The organism is Arthrobacter sp. MYb23 (assembly GCF_002979775.1).
Taxonomy (GTDB): Bacteria; Actinomycetota; Actinomycetes; order Actinomycetales; family Micrococcaceae; genus Arthrobacter.
Genome location: NZ_PCPR01000001.1, coordinates 170,485 through 188,771, shown reverse-complemented (window position 1 = coordinate 188,771; position 18,287 = coordinate 170,485). Strand labels below are relative to the sequence as shown.

Genomic DNA, 18,287 nt, shown 5'->3' with positions numbered 1-18,287 from the left:
GTTGTGGGGCCCGCTCTGCGCCTCTTTTGCTCAAAGAAGCACGCAAAGCTGGCCCCACAACGGGAGGCTTAGTCCGCTTCCGTGATCCGGAACGTCAACGTCCGAGCTTCCGGCCGCAACGCATAGTCCGGCCAGACGTCCGGTCCGCATGCCCTGGATCCGAGGCCGTGCTGGGCGGCATCGAGGTACAAGTAGCTGCCCGTGCTTGCCGGCAACTCGTGCGGGTGTGCTGCCGTGGAAATCTCCTGCGCAGTGTGCCGGGAAAGCGTGAAACCGGGCAGGCGCCCACGGGAATCAGGGATAGCGCCGAGCCCCAGCCACGGCGTTCCGGAGTTCTGCAGGTCCAGCGTTCGGACAGCACTCCGGTGTCCCGTTTCCTGCGGTTTGGCGTAATTCACCGAAAGCTCGTCGATGCCCGCCGAGTAGCGGCCCACAAGCGTCGCATGCATGCTGTCCGGGTAGGACTCGCGGGGACCGGCGCCGAACCATGAAGCACCGTCCACTGATCCGGGAAGGTCAAAGCGCACTCCCACCCGCGGCCAGATGATGTTCCACCCGGAGCTGGGAACAATGTCCAGGCGGAGCCACAGTTCGCCGTCGGAAAGTTGCCAGTTCTCCTCCACCGAGACCCACTGTGCGGCGTCGGCGGCGGCGTAGCGGGTTTGGACCCGAATGCTTGAATCGCTGGCAGTAACCCTCTCCACCCGGGCCGTGATCCGGTCCATGCCAGCATCGCGCCACACTTTTTCCATGGACGGTGCAGCGACGCCATCGCCGTTGTTGAGCCAAGGATCGGCGAGGTCGTAGCTGCCACGGCCGGCTCCGGCGTCGTTATCCGTGGGCGCACGCCACAACTCCAGCCGCGGTCCGGACACCGGCAGTCCCGCGAGCGACACCAAGCGGCCATCCTCAAAGACACCGGGGCCCAGCGACACCATCCCGGAAGCCGGTGAAGCTGCCCGTCCGGCCGAGGACAAGGGCCTTGGCGCTGCCAAGCGAGGACCTGTGGCCAGTTCCAGTTGCGCTGCGGAGATCACGTGCCCGGCCTCGGCCCATGTGGTGTCCTTGCGGAGGACCGCTTCCACAGTCAGCCACTGCTCACCGCCCTCCATGCCACCACCCTCCATGCCACCGAACTGTGGCAGCTGGATCAGCGCCGAATCCCCAGCGGCCAGAGCGGCACCGCCTGAGGTGACGACGTCGAGTTCGCCGGAAGCGATCGGCACGCCGTCCACCTCCGTACGCCAGCGGAGCACGATGTCCGAGGCATCAGCCGTGTGCCTCAAATTGGCGACGGAGACGAATCGCCGTGTGCCGCCGTCGTGCGTTTCCGTGCTGAAACCCAAGCGCAGGGGAGCGACGATCTGTTTGTACTCAAAGAGCCCGGGGCTGGGCGTCGAGTCTGAGAGGACCATGCCGTCCATCACGAAGTTGCCGTCGTGGACCACTTCGCCGAAGTCACCGCCGTAGGCGAAGAACTCAGTCCCATCATCGGTGGTGGTCCGGATGCCGTGGTCACGCCACTCCCAGACGAACCCGCCGTGCAGCCGCGGATACCGGTCCACCAGGTCCTCGTACTGATCAATGGCGCCGGGACCATTGCCCATGGCGTGGACGTACTCGCAGAGAATGAAGGGTTTGGTGCGCTGCCGTGCGGACTCCGCCGCGGAGCACCCCAACAGCAGAGAGCCGGAATCGTCGCGGCCAATCGCCTCAGTTTCCGGCACTGACGAATACATGCGCGAGTAAACGTCCGTGTACGCACCGGTGTAGTCGCCCTCGTAGTGCACGGGCCGGCTGCTGTCGCGGGCGTGAGTCCACGCGGACATGGCGGCGAGGTTGGCGCCGGTACCGGACTCGTTGCCGAGGGACCACATGACGATTGAGGGGTGGTTCTTGTCCCGCTCCACCGTGCGTTCCATCCGGTCCACGTACGCCTCGCGCCAGGCGGGATCATTGCTGGGGTTGCCTACCCAGCCGTGCCGCTCAAAGCCGTGTGTTTCAAGATCGCACTCAAGGATCACCCAGAAACCCATCTCGTCCGCGATATCCAGCAGACGAGGATGCGGCGGGTAGTGGCTGGTGCGGATGGCGTTGACGTTGAACTGCTTCATCAAGGAGAGGTCCGCGCGGGCGAAGTCCTCGTCAAACACACGGCCGCGGTCCGGATGTGTCTCGTGCCGGTTCACGCCGTGGAACACAACGCGGCGGCCGTTCACCAGGAACTGGTCACCCTTGATTTCAACCGTGCGGAAACCCAGGCGCAGCGAAATGGTCTCGCCTTCGCTTGCCACCGTTGCGTTGTACAGGCGTGGAACCTCCGCGGACCAAGGTTCGACGCCGGTGATCGCCACCGGGGCGACGTCGGCTGGGGAGTGCCAGACGACGTCGACGTCCAGTTCCGGAACTGCCAGCCGAACCGGGTAGGCGGCGTTGTCTGCGGTGATTTCGGGATCAATGATGCCTGAACCGTCGGTGTAGGACGTCCGCAACCAGACGTCGTCAATGCCCTTCTGAGGGCGGGCCTGCAGGGTGACGTCGCGGAAGATGCCGGGCATCCACCACTGGTCCTGATCCTCCACGTAGCTCGAAGCGGACCACTGATGGACCCGCACAGCCAACACGTTATGTCCCGGGCGCGCTGCCTTCGTGACGTCGAATTCCTGGGCCAGGCGGCTGCCGGTCCCAACACCGATTTCGTTGCCGTTGAGCCATACCTTGTAGCGGGATTCCACGCCGTCGAACCTCAACACGAGGCGTTGGGCGTCATTCCACTCCCCAGGCAGATCAAAGCTTCGACGGTAATCGCCGGTGGGGTTCTCGTCCGGGACATGGGGTGCATCGGTAGGGAAAGGGAACTGGACGTTGGTGTAGATGGGGCGCCCGTAAGCTCCCTCGCCCTCCAAAACCCAGTGAGCCGGAACCGGGATCTGGTCCCAACCGGAGTCGTCCAGGGTTTCCTCGCCCACACCTTCGATTGCCTCACCCGCGGGAAGAACACCCCGTCCGCCGGGCGTTCCCGGAGCCCCTGGGAGAAGGCGGAAACGCCACTGTCCGTTCAGGGACAGGGTTGGTGCATCTGTGTGCAGCCAGGAGCGGGCCGGGAGTCTCTTTCCGGTGCCGGGACCGGTGTCGGTGATGTAGTGGGAGTTGATGGTCATTACTTAACGGCTCCTTCTGTCAGCCCACCGCGCCAGAAGCGCTGCAGGACAACCATGGCGATGCTGAGCGGAATGATGGAAAGCAGCACCCCGCCCGTGGTCAGTTCATAGAATTCGGGCAAACGGTCAACCTGGCTCAGCCAGTTGTTCAGGCCGAGGGTAATGGGGTAAAGCTCGGAATCGGACAGCATGACCAGCGGCAGGAAGTAGTTGTTCCAAATGCCCACCAGCTGGAACAGGAATACGGTGACCAAAGCGGGCGTGAGTACCTTCAGGCCTATGGTGTGGAAGATGCGGAGCTCGCCGGCGCCATCGATCCTGGCGGCTTCCATCAGCGAGGTATCCACTGTGGCTTGGGCGTAGATACGGCAGAGGAACAGCCCGAAAGGGGATACCAGCGATGGCAGCAGGACACTCCAGTACGTGTTGGCCAGGCCCATCTGGCTGAACAGCAGGAAGAGGGGCAAGGCAGTGGCTGTGCCCGGAACCAGCACGCCGCCCAGGATGGTGCCGAACACCAGGTTGCGTCCCTTGAACTCGTATTTGGCCAAGGCATAACCGCCTGCTGCGGCAAAGTATGTGGCCAGAAGTGCGCCGACGCCGGCATAGATCGCTGAGTTCAGGAACCAGCGGCCAAAAATGCCGTTGTCGTAAGTGAGCACGCGGCCGATGTTCTCCCATAAAGAGAACGTGGGGGCGAACCAGAAACCGTTGGTGGAGAAGAGGTCCTCTGTGGACTTGGTGGAGGCCACAAACACCCAATACACGGGAATCAGGAAGTACAAGGCCACCACCACCAAGAGTGCGGTGACAATGATGGTGGAGGACCGGCGTCGTCCGGCGGAACGGTCAGGGCCCGCCGACGCATTGCTGCGGACCGGTGGGGTGGTTGGCTTCGTTGCGGTGGCGGTCATGAGGACTTCCTGTTCGTCAGTGCGAGGAAGGCGAAGGAAAGGGCAAACGCGGCCACAGCAATGATGACCGATTGGGCTGCAGCGACGTTGTAGTCGTTGTAGGCGAACGCTGTTGTGTAAGCGCTGAGGTTTGGTGTGTACTGGCTGTCGATCGCCGGGGCCACGGTCTTCAAGACCTGGGCTTCAGCGAAGAGCTGCAGGGTTCCGATGATGGAGAACACCGTAGTGAGCATGAGGGCCGGACGGATCAGGGGCAGCTGGATGCTGCGGGCCACGCGCCACGTGGAGGCGCCGTCAACCTTCGCGGCCTCGTAGAGTTCCACCGGGATGGCTTTGAGCTGCGCCACGATGATCAGCATGTTGTAGCCCGTGTAGCTCCACGTGACGATGTTGGCTATGGACCACAGAACGCTGTTCGCGCCCAGGAAATCCGGGGTGAGGCCAACGATCTTGGCGGCATCAAACATCGGGCTGAGCCCGGGGACGTAGAGGAAAGACCACAGGATGGTGGCAATGACGCCAGGGACGCCGTAAGGGAGGAAGTAGGCGGCACGGAAGAAGCCTGGCCACTTTGCCGAGGCCGATTCGAGCATGAGGGCCAACGCCGTGCACAGCACGATCATCACCGGCACCTGGACAACTCCGAACAGGAGCATCCGGCCAATGGAAGCGACGAAGCTGCCGTCTGCCAGGGCTTGGGCATAATTACTAAAACCGGCGAACTCACTCGTTACCCCGGCCTCACCGAAGAGTCCGCTGCGGGTCACCTTGGCGAAGCTGGACATGATGGCCACAACAATGGGCAGCAGGAAAGTGAGCACGAAGAGCCCCAGGAAAGGTGCCAGCAAAAGCCACGGCGCGCGTGAAGCAGCGCCGGCCCGCTTGCCGGTACGGCTTGGTCCCGAGGGGCGCTGCACGGTGGGTGCGGTGCGGTTGGTGCTCATGCCGTTTCCTTTCGAATGCTGAGGCCCTTGTTCTTGAAAACGGTGATGATCTGCTGTTCGGACGCCGCGATGGAATCAACCAACGAGGTACCGAATGCTTTCTTACGGAAGCCGTCGCTGAGGATATTGAAGGACTGTTGGGTCACCGGCCACCATGACCAGTCCGGGTTCTGCTGTTGGGTGGCGGGGACAAAAACTTCCTCGTTGTAGCGTTGGCCACCGAAGAACGCCGAGGGTTGCTGCCGATCCGTGCCGATGAAGTCTGGGTTGGGTGACCAGCCGATGCCGCTGTTCTTGATCTCGGCGTCGATTCCCTCTTTGGACGTGGTCAGCCACACCGCGAACTCGAGTGCCTCCCTGGGGTGTTTACTGTTGGCCAGGACTGCAGCCGTGGAGCCACCCAGGTAGCTCGATCCAAACCCAGTACCGCCCCAGGTGGGCATGGGCGCAACCCGCCACTTGCCTTCGGAGCCGCTGACACCCTGCACCAGTGCGTCACCCCAGCTGCCGGTGATCGTGGAGGCAATGCCACCCTTTCCGGCGGCTGCGAACCAGCCCGGGGAGAAGGCGCCGTAAGCGGTGGTGACAAGGTCGTCGTCGATCGCCTTGTCAAAGAACCGGGCCGTGTTGAGGGTGGCGTCGTCGGTCATGTTGATGACCCAGCCATCCTCCTCCGGGCGCAACCACTGCGCGCCGGCCTGCCCTGCGAAAGAGGCAAAGGGGGAGGCATCACTGATGGGGAAGCAGTCAAGGTAGCTGTCCACGGAGCGAAGTTCGGCGGCCAGGGCAGCCCACTCGTCCCAGGTTTTCGGAGTACTGCCGCCCACCTTGTCCAGGATGGCTGGCTGGTAGAACATGCCCATGGGGCCGGCGTCCTGGGGGATGCCGTAAACGCCGCCGGTGTAGCTGACTTGTTTCCACAGCGTGGGATCGTACAAGTGGGCGTAGTCGTTGGCGCCGTAGCGGGTCAGATCCACCAGCCCGTTAACCAGCATGAATTCCGGGATGGACCGAAGTTCCACCTGAGCCAGGTCGGGTCCGCCTCCCGCTGCCAATGCCGAATACAGCTTCTGGTATCCGCCGGCATTGCCGCCCGGAATCCACACCACGTCCACCTGGATGTTCGGGTTGGCTGCGTTCCAGACATCGGCCACGTTCTGGAAATCCTTGAGCCAAGCCCAGTAGGTGAGCCTCACGGGCCCGCTGGCGGCGGGAATGGTTGGGGCAGCATTGACGGACTGAGTTCCGGGAGTTGCGCATCCGGCCAGCAGGCCCATTGCCGCTGTGCCCAAGCCTGCGCCCAGGAGTTGTCTTCGCGTGAATCGGGTCATAAGCCTTCACCTCTTCGTGTCAGGTTGACGATGACGCGGGCTTGGATTCAGTGGGTCCGCCGCGGCAAGTGTGACCACGGTAACAGAAAATTCGAGTACTCACTCGAATTTCATCTTTGAGTCGAAACACGCATGTACACTGGCTAGCCATGACCACAAAGGACGTGGGCCGCGCAGCGCGGCGTGGCCCCTACGCGAAATCCGAAGAACGCCGCCGAACCATTCTTGACGCTGCGCACGAGGTTTTTGCTGCGCACGGCTACCGCGGCGGGTCACTGCAGGGCGTGGCGGATCGGGTGGGGCTGAGCCAGACCAGTTTGCTGCACTACTTCCCATCCAAACGCGATCTCCTGATGGCAGTCCTGGAGCGCCGCGACGAAATCACGGGCGATGCCTTCCCGGATGACATGGAAGAAGGCTTGGTCGACTCCGTGCTCCGGACGGCGCTCTTTAACGAGAACATTCCGGGCGTGGTTGAGCTCTACACCATTCTCTGCGCCGAGTCCGTTACCGATTCGCATCCCGGACGGGTCTACTTCACCGAGCGCTTCGAACGGCTGCGCAAAAGCTACTCTCGTCGCTTCGCCGAATTGGCTGCCGAGGGCAGGCTGAGGCCCGGCGTCGATCCTGATGAAGCTGCCATGTCCCTGGTTGCATTGTGGGATGGTCTTCAAACGCAGTGGCTGCTGGCCCCTGACGACGTGGACGTGGTCAAGGGCCTGCGTGGCTACTTCAATCTGGTGGTCCTCCCCGAACCCGATCCCTCACCCAACTGAGTCGCAGTTGATGCCGTTTGAACGGCTCTAAACGGCCTCAACTGCGACTTACTTGGCTAGCCGCGGAAGGCCCCGATGCCTGTGATGTGCTGCCCCAGAATCAGGGTGTGAACCTCATCCGTTCCCTCATAGGTGCGCACGGATTCCAGGTTGTTGGCATGGCGCAACGGTGAATAGTCCAGAGTGACGCCGTTGCCTCCCAGAATGGTGCGGGCCTCACGGGCGATCTTGATGGCCTCGCGGACGTTGTTCAGCTTGCCCAAGGAAATTTGCTGAGGCTCCAAATGCCCGGCGTCCTTCAGCCGGCCCAGGTGAAGGGCCAGCATGGTGCCCTTTTGGATTTCCACGAGCATGTTCACCAGTTTCTCCTGAGTCAGCTGGTAGCCGGCCAGTGGCCTGCCGAACTGGAGACGGTTCCCGGCATACTCCAAAGCAGCTTCGTAAGAGTCCCGGGCCGCTCCCATGGCACCCCAGGCGATCCCGTAGCGTGCCTCGTTCAGGCAGGAGAACGGTCCCCGAAGTCCCGAGGCACCCGGGAGGATGGCGTCCGTACCCAGCCTTACGCCGTCGAACGTTACATCGCACTGAATGGAAGCGCGCATGGAGAGTTTCGGCTCGATCGGCGTCGCGGTCACACCGGACGTGCCGGCGGGAACCAGGAACCCGCGGATGCCGTCTTCAGTGTTCGCCCACACCACCATGACGTCCGCAATGGACGCGAGGCCGATCCAACGTTTGGCACCGTCCAGAACCCAGCCGTCGGTTGTTTGGCGGGCAAAAGTGGTCATGGACGACGGATCAGACCCCGCCGTCGGCTCTGTCAGCGCGAAACAGCCGATCAGCTCTCCGGCGGCCATTCGCGGCAGCCACTGCTCTTTCTGCGCCTCCGAGCCCCATTTGTGGATAGCCGTCATGGCAAGGGAGCCCTGAACCGAGACGAACGTGCGGATCCCCGAATCGCTGGCCTCCAGTTCCATCGCTGCAAGGCCATATTCGACGGCGGTCCGGCCGGGGCAGCCGTAACCCTCCAGATGCATGCCCAGGACACCGAGCTCGCCCAACTCCGGGGCAATCGCGCGCGGGAAATGAGCGTCCTCGTACCACCGGGCGATGTTGGGGCGGATCCGTTGCGCGGTAAAGTCGCGGACCCGCTCGCGGAGGGCCAGCTCGTCCGCGGTCAGCAGGGAATCGAGGGCAAGGACGTCGGAGGTGTTCGTCGTTGAATCGCTCATTCCAGCATCCTAGGCGGCTAAACCTGCGTTCCTGCCCGGTTAGTTCTCCGCCTCAACGAAAGAAGGGCCGGAAACACCAGTGTCGCGAGGTGTTTCCGGCCCTTTCGGGAGACCAACTGGGGAGGAACGCAGCCTACTCGCCGCGTACCACTCCAACCTCGGCCCGCTCACCGGTGAAGTAACCCCGGGTGGAGGGTGCGAAGCGGCAAACGATCGCCAAGACAACGCCCAATGCCAGCAACAGCACGCCGCTGACGAACGCCCCGCCAATGCCGAAGATCTGAGTGTCCCCGTAAGCCGGGTCCCACATCTGGACTGCGGAAATGAAGAACGCCGCCGTGAGGGACAGTGCGCCGAGGAACGGCAGGATGCCGCGGAACCACAGGTTCCTGGCGGAATCCCGGAGCGTGGAGCGGAAGAACCATACGCAGGAGAATCCGGTCAGTGCGTAGTAGAACGCGATGAACAGGCTGATGGCACTGATGGAGTCCGAGAGCAGGTTTTCGCTCAGGAAGCTCATGGCAACGTAGTACACCACGGCCACTGCACCCATGATCTGAGTGGAGAACCCGGGGGTCATGAAACGCTCATGGACCTTGCCGAACCGGGGAGGCAGTGCGCCGTGGACACCCATGGACAGGGTTCCGCGGGCAGTGGGCAGGATGGTGGTCTGGGTGGAGGACAGGACGGACGCCAGCACGGCCACAATGATCAGCCAGCCCCAAGGACCCAGCACTACGTCTTTCATGGCCAGGAAGACGTCGTCCTGGTTTGCTTCGTTGCCCAGTCCGATGCCGTCGGTACCGATCGTGGCGTACATCATCACCAGGAGGGCCACAGAAACGTAAATCGCCAGAAGGACCGTGGCCGAGATAACGGCGCCACGACCGGGGGTCTTGGCCGGGTTTTCCGTTTCCTCATTCAGTGCCAGGCAAGTGTCCCAGCCCCAGTAGATGAACAGTGCCAGCAGGACACCGTGAACCACAGCGCCGGGATCGGCAAAGGCGCCGGCAGGATTGAACCATTCGAAGTCGAAGGCCTGCCCCTCGGGCGCTCCACCGGCGATCCGGAAAACAATGGCCACCGCAAAGATGCCCAGCGAGATGTACTGAATGTAGGTAAGCGTGCGCTGGACATGCTCGCCAAGCCGGATGCCGCGGTGGTTCACGTACGTCATGAACACAATGAAGAGCACACCGGTGGCCGTCACCAGCCATGTGTTGTCAGCCAGGGAACCGTCGCCAATTAACAGCCACAGATACTTGCCTGCGATTTGCGCCAGGTTGGCCAGCACCACCACGCCCGCGAGGGCCACGCCCCAGCCGCCGAGCCAACCGGCCCAAGGACCGAAGGCTTTGCGGGCCCAAAAGAAGGTAGTACCGCAGTCCGGCATGGCGCTGTTGAGCTCACGGAACGCATAGGCAATGAACAACACCGGGATGAATCCGAGGATCAGGATCAGGGGAGTGTAGTTGCCGTTGACGGCCACAATGAGACCCAGAGTCGCAGCCAGCGAATAGACGGGCGCGGTGGAGGCAAGACCCAGCATGACGGAGTCGCCCAGGTCCAGGATCCCGGCGTGGAGGCCTTTGGGAGGTACGACGGCGGTACGGTTGCCGCCCGCTGAGCCGCCACCCGGCGTCGAGGTTTCAGTGCTCATAGTGCAGCTCCGTAGGAAGTAGCAGGGGGCGCGATGGGCGCCGGGGCGTCAATGGTGTTGGGAACGAAGCGGCAGAAGTAGTCCGTGATGGGTCCGTCGGATTCGCGGATTCCACAGCCAACGGATTCGCCGTCCACTACCCAGAGACCCAAGACAGGATGGTTCCCGTCAAAGTCGGGGAGGGAGTGGTACTGCTGGAAGCACCAGCCTTCGCGCCCGTAGCCTCCGGGTTGCTGGATTTCGACGCCGGGGGCATGAATGCGGATGTTGTCGCCCTCGCGTCCGTGCAACGGCTTGGCCACCCATTCCTTGAGTGGACCCGGATCGCCGAGGTAGGCAGGCAACAGGTTCTCGTGGTTGGGGTAAAGGTGCCATAGAGCAGCCAGCAGGGCTTTGTTGGACAGCAGCATCTTCCAGGCCGGCTCAACCCAGCGCGGGTTGTGGGCGCGCTGGAGGAGACGATGCCCGAAAGGCTCTTTCATCATCAGTTCCCACGGGTACAGCTTGAACATGGTGCTGATCATGAAGTTGTCCAGGTCCACGAACCGGTTCAGGTTGGGGTCCCAGCCGATATCGGACATATTGATCCCGATGGTGGTCCAGCCACCCTGGCTCGCGACGTCCCGCATGTAGGCGGCCGTCATCCAGTCCTCGCCGGATTCTTCCGCCTCCGAGTGGGCCACATGCAGGGTGCTCATGCCGGTGCGGAACTGCAGCTTCTTCCACTGACGGATCAAGGCTTCGTGGATTCCGTTCCACTGGTCCTTCTCCGGGAAGACGTCCTGAAGCCAGAACCACTGGGCCACGGAAGCCTCGATCAACCCGGTAGGGGTATCGGCGTTGTACTCCAGCATCTTGGCCGGACCACCCTTGCCGTCATAGATGAAGTCGAAGCGGCCGTAGATGTCCATGTCCGCGGCCAGCAGCGACTCTCCGGCGAGTTCCAAAGCCTGCTGCCCGATGCCGATATCGCCCATGGCTCCGGTGGCCAGGTACTTCGCGGCCTCCAAGCACATGATGTGCATGTCCTCGGCGGTCTTCTCGAGAGTTTCCACCTCGTCTTCGGTGAATTCGTAGTAGGCCGATTCGTTCCAGTATTCGATTTTCCGGCCATTGGGCATGGTGGTAGTGGAAAATACCAGGCCCTGTTCTTCGATCTTTTGCTTCCAGTCCGGCCTGGGCTCGGAGTGCAGTCGACGCACGCCTAGCCTCCCGAGCTTCCGCCGCTTTTGGAGCTGCTGCCGAAGCCGCCACGGCTGACCGTGCCGCCCTTGGTGCTGTATCCCTTGGAGGACTTGGCGTCCGTGGGAACATTCTTGGTGTAAGTCGGGTAGGAGCTGCGGTTCTGGCCCACGGCGGGCACACTGGCTCCGCGGGAATAGAAGTACCAGGCGTAAGCCCCAGAACTGCGGCCCCCCGAGCTGCTGTTGTCACACTGGTTATCGTCTACGCGCTCGCCTGTTTCCTCGTTGAAACAGACCTGCGCGTAGTCAGCTTCCTCCTTGTTGCTGGCCACAATCGCCGTGATGGTTCCGGCGAGGAGGGCAGTCACGCCCAAACCCACCACCAGGGTGCGGCGATGCGAGCGCTTCTTCTTCTTGGCTGCCTCGGCCTCACCGCGTTCGCGTTCTTTAGCGAAGGGGTCAACTACGGGGAGAGGTTGACCGGGTTTGGGTGCTGCAGCCCCCGCCTGAGGTGCCCCGGCGGCCGTTTTCCTGCGCTTGCCTTTGCTGCCCTGCGCCGGTTCTTTTTCGACGGGTGTGAACAGCTCAGGGTGGAGCTCGGGCTTGGGTACCTGCCACGGAGGAGGCTTGGGCGGGTTGTTACCCGCCGCGAAGTCGCCGTTGTTGTCCCTGCTGCCGCCGTCGTTGCCGGCTGCGTCAGGGCTGTCTTTCGGGCCCATGTATATCCCCCTGGATAGACCGTTGAAGTGTCCAGCGCCACGCCGGACCAGAATACTCAGAGCAAGCCTAGTCCCTGTGTGCCGCGCAGGCACGGGTGACAGCGGTAAATGGGGATAAGTCCCCATGCTTGGAAGCATGTAAGGATGTAGCCATGGCGGGACCTGAAGCAAATAGCAACGGCGACGACGGCGTGCTGCTGAGGCTCCCGCCGGTCCGCGGCATTGGCGCTGGACGGGTCATCACGGGCCTGGTGCTGGCTGTTTTGTTGCCGCCGGGCATCGAACTCATGGTCACAGTCCTCGGTTTCCGCAACTTCGCCATGATCATGCTGTTGCAACTGGCCGTGGCTGTTGCGGTGGCAGCCATCGGCGGTTTGTGGCCGGCAGTGGTCGCCGCGGTGCTGGGCAGTTTCCTCCTTAACTACTTCTCCGCTGACCCGGTGGGTTCCCTTTCCATCGCCGATCCCACCACTTTGTTCACGTTGGTGGTTTTTCTTGCGGTGGCCTGCGGGGTTGCGCTCGCAGTGGGCCTTGCCAGCCGCCGGGCGCAGGAGGCAGCCCGCTCCGGGGCCGAGGCCACGGCCCTCAGTGAGCTCGCCCTGCGCATCCTGAGCTCGGATGGAAGCCTGGAAACGTTCCTTGAAAAAGTGCGCGGCAATCTGGGCATGGAAGCGGTGACGCTGCTGGGGTCACCTCCGGAAGGTTCCTCTGCACGAGGTGCGGCCGGTGCGTCACCGGAATGGCGTGTCCTGGCGGGTGCCGGCCCCAATCCGCCGGTGACCCACGCCGCCGCAGACCATGCCGCCGTCGTCGATCCCCACTACACCTTGCTGCTGCGCGGCGGTCCGTTGTCAGCCCACCAGCACCGGATGCTGGCCGCGTTCGGGGCGTTCGTGGTGGCTGTCCGGGACAGGCAGCAGTTGGTGGAAAGCCGGCGTGACAACGTGCGGTTGGCTGAGGGCAATAAGATGCGGACCTCCATCCTGCGCGCTGTCTCCCATGACCTCCGGACCCCGTTGGCCGGAATCAAGCTTGCTGTCAGCAGCCTGCGCCAAGAGGACGTGCATTTTCCGCCGGACGTGGAACGCGAGTTGCTGGAGACCATTGAGGAGTATGCCGACCGCCTGGACCATTTAGTGGACAACCTCCTGGACATGTCGCGCATTACGGCGGACGCGGTCAATCCGTTGCTGACGGGCATTGTGTGGGCTGAAGTGTTGCCCCAGGCATTGCGGGGAGTTTCCAGGGAGCGGCTGCGTAATGAATTGCCGCCCAATCTTCCCCCGGTGCAGGCCGACGCCGGAATGTTGGAGCGGGTGGTGGCCAACATTGTGGAGAACGCCGTGAAGTATGCGCCGGACTCCGATGTTGTCCTCACTGCCCGCGCGGGTGAGGGGATCACTCTGGGGGACCGGCCTGCCAGCGAATTGCGGATCATTGATCACGGCAGGGGAGTGGGGCACAGGGAAGTGGTGGATATTTTCCAGCCGTTCCAACGCTTCGGTGATTCCTCATCCCCGTCGCCGTCGCCGGGCGGGGGCATCAGCGCTGGTGGCGGGATTGGATTGGGCCTGGCCGTCGCGAAGGGGTTCAGCGAGGCCATGGGCGGCAGGCTCGCTGCGGAGCCGACGCCGGGTGGCGGCTTGACCATGGTGGTCACCTTGCCGCTGTGGACAGGGGGTGCGCAATGACGCTGGTGCTGATCGTCGAGGATGAAGCCCGCATTGCCCGCGCCATGCAGGTGACCCTTCAAGCCCACGGCTACCAGGCGCTGACTGTGGGAAACGGCGCCGACGCCCTGCAAGCTGCCGCCAAGCAACCCGTGGAGATCGTGGTGCTGGACCTCGGCTTGCCGGACATGGACGGGGTGGAGATCATCCGGCGCATTCGTGGCTGGAGCAGCATGCCCATCATTGTGCTGTCCGCGCGGCACGCCTCGGAGGACAAGGTTGAAGCGCTCGACGCCGGTGCGGACGACTACGTGACCAAGCCTTTCGGTTTGGATGAGCTGCTCGCGCGGCTTCGGGTCGCCTCGCGCCGGGTTGTCACCGAACATGAGGAACCAACGCTGTCCACCACGGACTTCATGGTGGACCTGGCGGGCAAGAAGATCCTCAAAGATGGCTCGGAAGTGCGCCTGACACCCACGGAATGGAACATCCTGGAGCTGCTGGTCCGTAATAAGGGGAAGCTGGTGAGTCAGCAGCAGATCCTCACCCAGGTTTGGGGACAGGCGTACGCGAAGGAAACGCAGTACTTGCGCGTCTATATAGCCCAGCTGCGGCGGAAACTGGAGCGGGATCCTGCCGAGCCGCGGCACCTGCATACCGAAGCGGGCATGGGCTACCGCTTCGATCCTTAGTCCTGGGCCACACTGGCACCCCGGCCCATCTGGGCCACCCCGGCCCTGCCGGCCAGGGACGTACGTACACTGGTGTCCATGAACACCGCATCCCTCCTTGCCGTCTGCCGTGTCCACCAGCTGCTGCCCGACCCCGCGGGGAGTGTGGGCGTCACGGGCATGGACAAGCGTCCGGTGGAGGGGCCTGTGAAGGTCCACAAGCTGGGGCTGCATGGGGATGTCCAGGCAAACCGGGTGGATCACGGCGGGGAAGATCAGGCCCTCTATGCGTATTCGCAGGCGGACGCGGACTACTGGTCAGAAGAGTTGCAGCGGGAGATGCCTGCCGGAATTTTCGGCGAGAACCTGCGGGTCACGGGAATCGAAACCACCGGGGCTGTCATTGGCGAACGGTGGAAGATCGGCTTGGACGTTGAGCTGGAGGTCACGTCCCCCCGTGTTCCCTGTGCCACGTTCCAACGGGTGATTGGCGAGCCGCAATGGGTGAAGCGCTTCACGCAGGCCGGCCGGGTTGGAACCTACCTCCGGGTGATCAAGACAGGCACGATTTCTGCGGGAGACCACCTCCACCGCACCTTCGTACCCAAGCACGGCATCACTGTGGGCCAGTGGTTCAGCGAACCCACCGCAGAACTGGTTCAGATCCTGCTGGATGCAGATGCCGACGGAGAGATCCGGTTGCAGGAGGACTACCACCCCGTCTTCGAAAAAGTTTTGCGCAGAAGCGGCCTCTAGGGCGGCGCCCCTGCACCACCAGATACGGGTGTGAACAAGCTCACCCGGCCTTTGCCGTCCCTCAAGTCGCGGTGATGGGCCTCTGTGCCCTACACTTGAAATATCCCCCACTCCGGAAATCCCTTTATCCTGCCCAATTCTTGAGGCAGGACTGGTAAGTGTTGGGGCCCGCAAATGTGTGTGGGCATTTTCATAGGGAGAGCCGGCTAAAGAAAACGCTGTACAGACTGCTGGGATAGCAGCCAAGAGATGCAGCGGGAAGTCCTGCCATGGGATTGCGATAGCGCCGGACTTCTTGCGAAAGCAGGGCACCTTTCCTGTTTCTCGCGACGAGTAATGCGGCCAAGCCCAACCGGGCCGCGCCGACTGCCCTATGGATGAGGAATTTCCCCCTATGACCGAAAATCTCAACGAAAACTTCGACGCCGAGTCCGCTGATGTAGCGACCCCCGTTTCTGCTGATGTTGCAGAAACCTCCGCTCCCGCCGAAGCTGAAGCACCGGCCGTTGCCGCTGCCCCCGTCGAGACTCCTGCAGCTGAGACTGCAGTCCCCGCCTTCACCGAAGCTCCTGCTCCCAAGGCAGACGCTGAGGAAGAAGAAGAAGGCGTCAAGTTCGTCGACCTTGGCATCGACGGACGCGTCCTGGCCGCCCTTCAGGACGTCGGCTACGAGAAGCCGTCCCCCATTCAGGCAGCCACCATCCCGTTGCTGCTCGAAGGCCGCGACGTTGTGGGCCTCGCCCAGACCGGTACCGGCAAGACCGCGGCTTTCGCCGTTCCTGCGCTGTCCCGCCTGGCTGAACTTCACGACCTCAATGGCCCGTCCCGCAAGACCCAGGCACTGGTCCTGGCTCCGACGCGTGAACTTGCCCTTCAGGTTGCTGAGGCTTTCACCTCCTACGCCAAGCACATTGACGATTTCACCGTCCTCCCGGTGTACGGTGGCTCGGCTTACGGCCCCCAGCTCGCCGGCTTGCGCCGAGGTGCACAGGTTGTTGTGGGTACCCCCGGCCGTGTGATCGACCACATCGCCAAGGGTTCCCTGGACCTTTCCGAGCTCCAGTACCTGGTACTGGACGAAGCTGACGAGATGCTGCGCATGGGCTTCGCCGATGACGTTGAGCAGATCTTCCAGCAGACCCCGGAAACCCGCCAGGTTGCGTTGTTCTCTGCCACCATGCCGGGCCAGATCCGCCGCATGTCCAAGCAGTACCTGAACAACCCGGCTGAAATCTCGGTGAAGTCCAAGACCACCACCGGCGCCAACACCAAGCAGCGCTACCTCCAGGTCATGGGCCCGCACAAGCTCGATGCCCTGACACGCATCCTCGAGGTTGAAGAGTTCGACGGCGTTATTGCCTTCGTGCGGACCAAGATGGCTACCGAGGACCTCGCCGACAAGCTGAAGTCCCGCGGTTTCCAGGCTGCCGCCATCAACGGCGACATCCCGCAGCAGCAGCGCGAGCGCACTGTTGACGCACTGAAGGAAGGCCGCATCGATATCCTCGTGGCCACCGACGTCGCTGCCCGTGGTCTTGATGTGGAGCGCATCAGCCACGTCATCAATTACGACATCCCGCACGACACCGAGTCCTACGTGCACCGCATTGGCCGTACGGGCCGTGCAGGCCGTAGCGGTGACGCCATCCTGTTCATGACGCCGCGTGAGAAGTACTTGCTGCGTTCCATCGAGAAGGCAACCCGTCAGCCGGTTGAGCAGATGCACCTGCCCACTGCTGAGACCGTGAACACCCTGCGTCTGGGCAAGTTCGCCGAGCGCATCACCGAGACCCTCGCTTCCGAGGATGTCGCAGCGTTCCGTGACCTCATCTCCTCCTACGAGGAAGAGCACAACGTTCCGGCTTCGGAAATCGCTGCAGCCTTGGCCGTCATGGCCCAGGGTGGACAGCCCTTGCTGGTCAAGGAACTGCCGGCCGCTCCTGAATACCAGAAGCGTGAGCGCTCCAAGGATGGCTTCGGTTCGCGTGGCCCGACCCGCGCACTCACCGAAGGCAACGCCACCTACCGGATCTCCGTGGGACGCCGCCAGCGCGTCATGCCGGGTTCGATCGTCGGCGCCATTGCCAACGAAGGCGGCATCTCCTCCGCACAGATCGGCGGCATCGACATCCGCTCGGACCACTCCCTGGTGGAGCTCCCGGCAGACCTGAGCGCCGATCAGTTGCGCGCACTGTCCCGCACCCGCATCGGTGGCGAGTTGATCAACCTTGAGCTGGACAACGGCCGCAAGCCCAGTGGCGATCGTGGCAGCTACCAGGGTGGTGGACGTGGCGGCTATGGCGACCGCGAAAACCGTGGCGGTGGCAACTTCAAGGGCAACGGTGGCTTCAAGAAGGACTTCCGCAAGTCCGAAGGCGGCGAGCGTACCTCCGCTGACCGTGGTGGCCGCTCCTACAGCGACCGCTCCGAGCGCACCGCAGGCAGCTTCGGCGACCGCGATCGCGGCCAGGCCAGCGGATCCCGCTTCGGCGGTCACGGCGATGGTGCACGCAAGCCCCGCAGTGGCGGCGAAGGTGGACACCGCGATTTCAACCGCAAGGGCAAGTGGTAAACACTGGCAAGTGGTAAACACTGGCAAGTGGTAAACACTTCCTTGGTGGTCATCACTAAGTAGTTTCCGTCAGGGGGCCGGCTTTCGAGTCGGCCCCCTGACGTGTTTAACGGGGTTACATGCGTCCCCGCCCCGCCGTACCATCAAGGTGCTGGCCGACTGGCCGCAAGCGAACGCAGGAGGGTGCTCCATGGGATTGCTGGACAACGTAAGAAAGAGCCTGGGCTTCGGCGGAAAGGGCGTTGAGGACAGAAGCGAGTCAGTTCCGGTAGACCGGACTGCGGTGGCCCAGGCAGCTGAGGATGCTGCCGCCGTCGAGGTTTCATCAGCAGATCAGGCCGCAGCGGAAGCTGCAGCGGCACAGGCGGCCCGGCAGCAGGAGGCCGCGGACGCTGCAGCAGCGCAGGAGGCCGCGAATGAGGGCTTGGAGCCCGAGGCCCCTGAAGTCCGCCCACAAGCGGAGGAAGCCGCCGCTGAGGCCGCCGCAGGGGCCGGGCAGCCGGGACCGGTGGCACCGAGGGTCACGGAGGTTGTGGTGGAGCAGGGCGACACCATGAGCGGGATAGCTGCGCAGTACGGCGTGGACCTGGGTGCCCTCATCGCCACCAACGCGGACACTGTGCCCAATCCGGATCGGATCTACCCCGGACAGGTGCTCCGGCTGCCCTGACAGCGAGCCTCGAAAGGGCGGACTTCG

The 18,287-nt window shown here is 63.1% G+C and carries 14 protein-coding genes; 6 read left to right on the top strand and 8 right to left on the bottom strand.

The features are described from left to right. Positions 1–68: 68 nt before the first annotated feature. The 4 genes from CQ020_RS00910 to CQ020_RS00895 are packed head-to-tail and all read right to left on the bottom strand — an operon-like array spanning position 69 to position 6,350. On the bottom strand, positions 69–3,161 hold the full coding sequence (locus tag CQ020_RS00910) for a glycoside hydrolase family 2 TIM barrel-domain containing protein (RefSeq protein WP_181151712.1): 3,093 nt from the start codon (positions 3,159–3,161) through the stop codon (positions 69–71). Then, positions 3,161–4,075: a carbohydrate ABC transporter permease gene (locus tag CQ020_RS00905; protein WP_105690142.1), complete on the bottom strand. Its 915-nt coding sequence runs from the start codon at positions 4,073–4,075 to the stop codon at positions 3,161–3,163. The genes CQ020_RS00910 and CQ020_RS00905 overlap by 1 nt, the downstream gene beginning before the upstream one ends. After that, positions 4,072–5,019: a carbohydrate ABC transporter permease gene (locus tag CQ020_RS00900; protein WP_105690141.1), complete on the bottom strand. Its 948-nt coding sequence runs from the start codon at positions 5,017–5,019 to the stop codon at positions 4,072–4,074. The genes CQ020_RS00905 and CQ020_RS00900 overlap by 4 nt, the downstream gene beginning before the upstream one ends. Then, positions 5,016–6,350, bottom strand: a complete 1,335-nt coding sequence (locus tag CQ020_RS00895; protein ID WP_105690140.1) for an ABC transporter substrate-binding protein — start codon at positions 6,348–6,350, stop codon at positions 5,016–5,018. Before CQ020_RS00895 ends, CQ020_RS00900 begins: the two co-directional genes overlap by 4 nt. A 149-nt stretch (positions 6,351–6,499) precedes the next feature. Here CQ020_RS00895 and CQ020_RS00890 point away from each other — a divergent pair, with 149 nt between their 5' ends. After that, a complete protein-coding gene (locus tag CQ020_RS00890; RefSeq protein ID WP_105690139.1) occupies positions 6,500–7,126 on the top strand; it encodes a TetR/AcrR family transcriptional regulator in 627 nt (208 codons plus the stop codon). A 56-nt stretch (positions 7,127–7,182) separates the two neighbouring features. On the opposite strand, the gene CQ020_RS00885 is transcribed toward CQ020_RS00890, so the two are convergent. From CQ020_RS00885 to CQ020_RS00870, 4 genes are all read right to left on the bottom strand, one after another. Beyond that, a complete protein-coding gene (locus tag CQ020_RS00885; protein ID WP_105690138.1) occupies positions 7,183–8,358 on the bottom strand; it encodes an acyl-CoA dehydrogenase family protein in 1,176 nt (391 codons plus the stop codon). A 133-nt stretch (positions 8,359–8,491) separates the two neighbouring features. Further along, positions 8,492–10,018, bottom strand: a complete 1,527-nt coding sequence (locus CQ020_RS00880; protein WP_105690137.1) for an APC family permease — start codon at positions 10,016–10,018, stop codon at positions 8,492–8,494. Beyond that, positions 10,015–11,220, bottom strand: a complete 1,206-nt coding sequence (locus CQ020_RS00875) for a glutathionylspermidine synthase family protein (protein WP_105690136.1) — start codon at positions 11,218–11,220, stop codon at positions 10,015–10,017. Before CQ020_RS00875 ends, CQ020_RS00880 begins: the two co-directional genes overlap by 4 nt. 2 nt (positions 11,221–11,222) lie before the next feature. Next, positions 11,223–11,921 carry a Tat pathway signal protein gene (locus tag CQ020_RS00870; RefSeq protein WP_105690135.1) on the bottom strand — a complete coding sequence of 233 codons (699 nt, stop codon included), beginning with the start codon at positions 11,919–11,921 and terminating at the stop codon, positions 11,223–11,225. 152 nt (positions 11,922–12,073) lie between these two features. Between CQ020_RS00870 and CQ020_RS00865 the strand changes: the two genes are divergently transcribed. From CQ020_RS00865 to CQ020_RS00845, 5 genes are all read left to right on the top strand, one after another. Beyond that, positions 12,074–13,612: an ATP-binding protein gene (locus CQ020_RS00865; RefSeq protein WP_105690134.1), complete on the top strand. Its 1,539-nt coding sequence runs from the start codon at positions 12,074–12,076 to the stop codon at positions 13,610–13,612. Next, complete coding sequence (locus CQ020_RS00860) at positions 13,609–14,283, top strand: response regulator (protein WP_024817653.1); 675 nt, start codon at positions 13,609–13,611, stop codon at positions 14,281–14,283. Before CQ020_RS00865 ends, CQ020_RS00860 begins: the two co-directional genes overlap by 4 nt. A gap of 78 nt (positions 14,284–14,361) precedes the next feature. Next, positions 14,362–15,018: an MOSC domain-containing protein gene (locus CQ020_RS00855; RefSeq protein ID WP_105690133.1), complete on the top strand. Its 657-nt coding sequence runs from the start codon at positions 14,362–14,364 to the stop codon at positions 15,016–15,018. A gap of 394 nt (positions 15,019–15,412) precedes the next feature. Next, on the top strand, positions 15,413–17,590 hold the full coding sequence (locus CQ020_RS00850; RefSeq protein WP_105690132.1) for a DEAD/DEAH box helicase: 2,178 nt from the start codon (positions 15,413–15,415) through the stop codon (positions 17,588–17,590). A gap of 190 nt (positions 17,591–17,780) precedes the next feature. Continuing rightward, positions 17,781–18,260, top strand: a complete 480-nt coding sequence (locus CQ020_RS00845; protein WP_105690131.1) for a LysM domain-containing protein — start codon at positions 17,781–17,783, stop codon at positions 18,258–18,260. Positions 18,261–18,287: the final 27 nt, after the last annotated feature.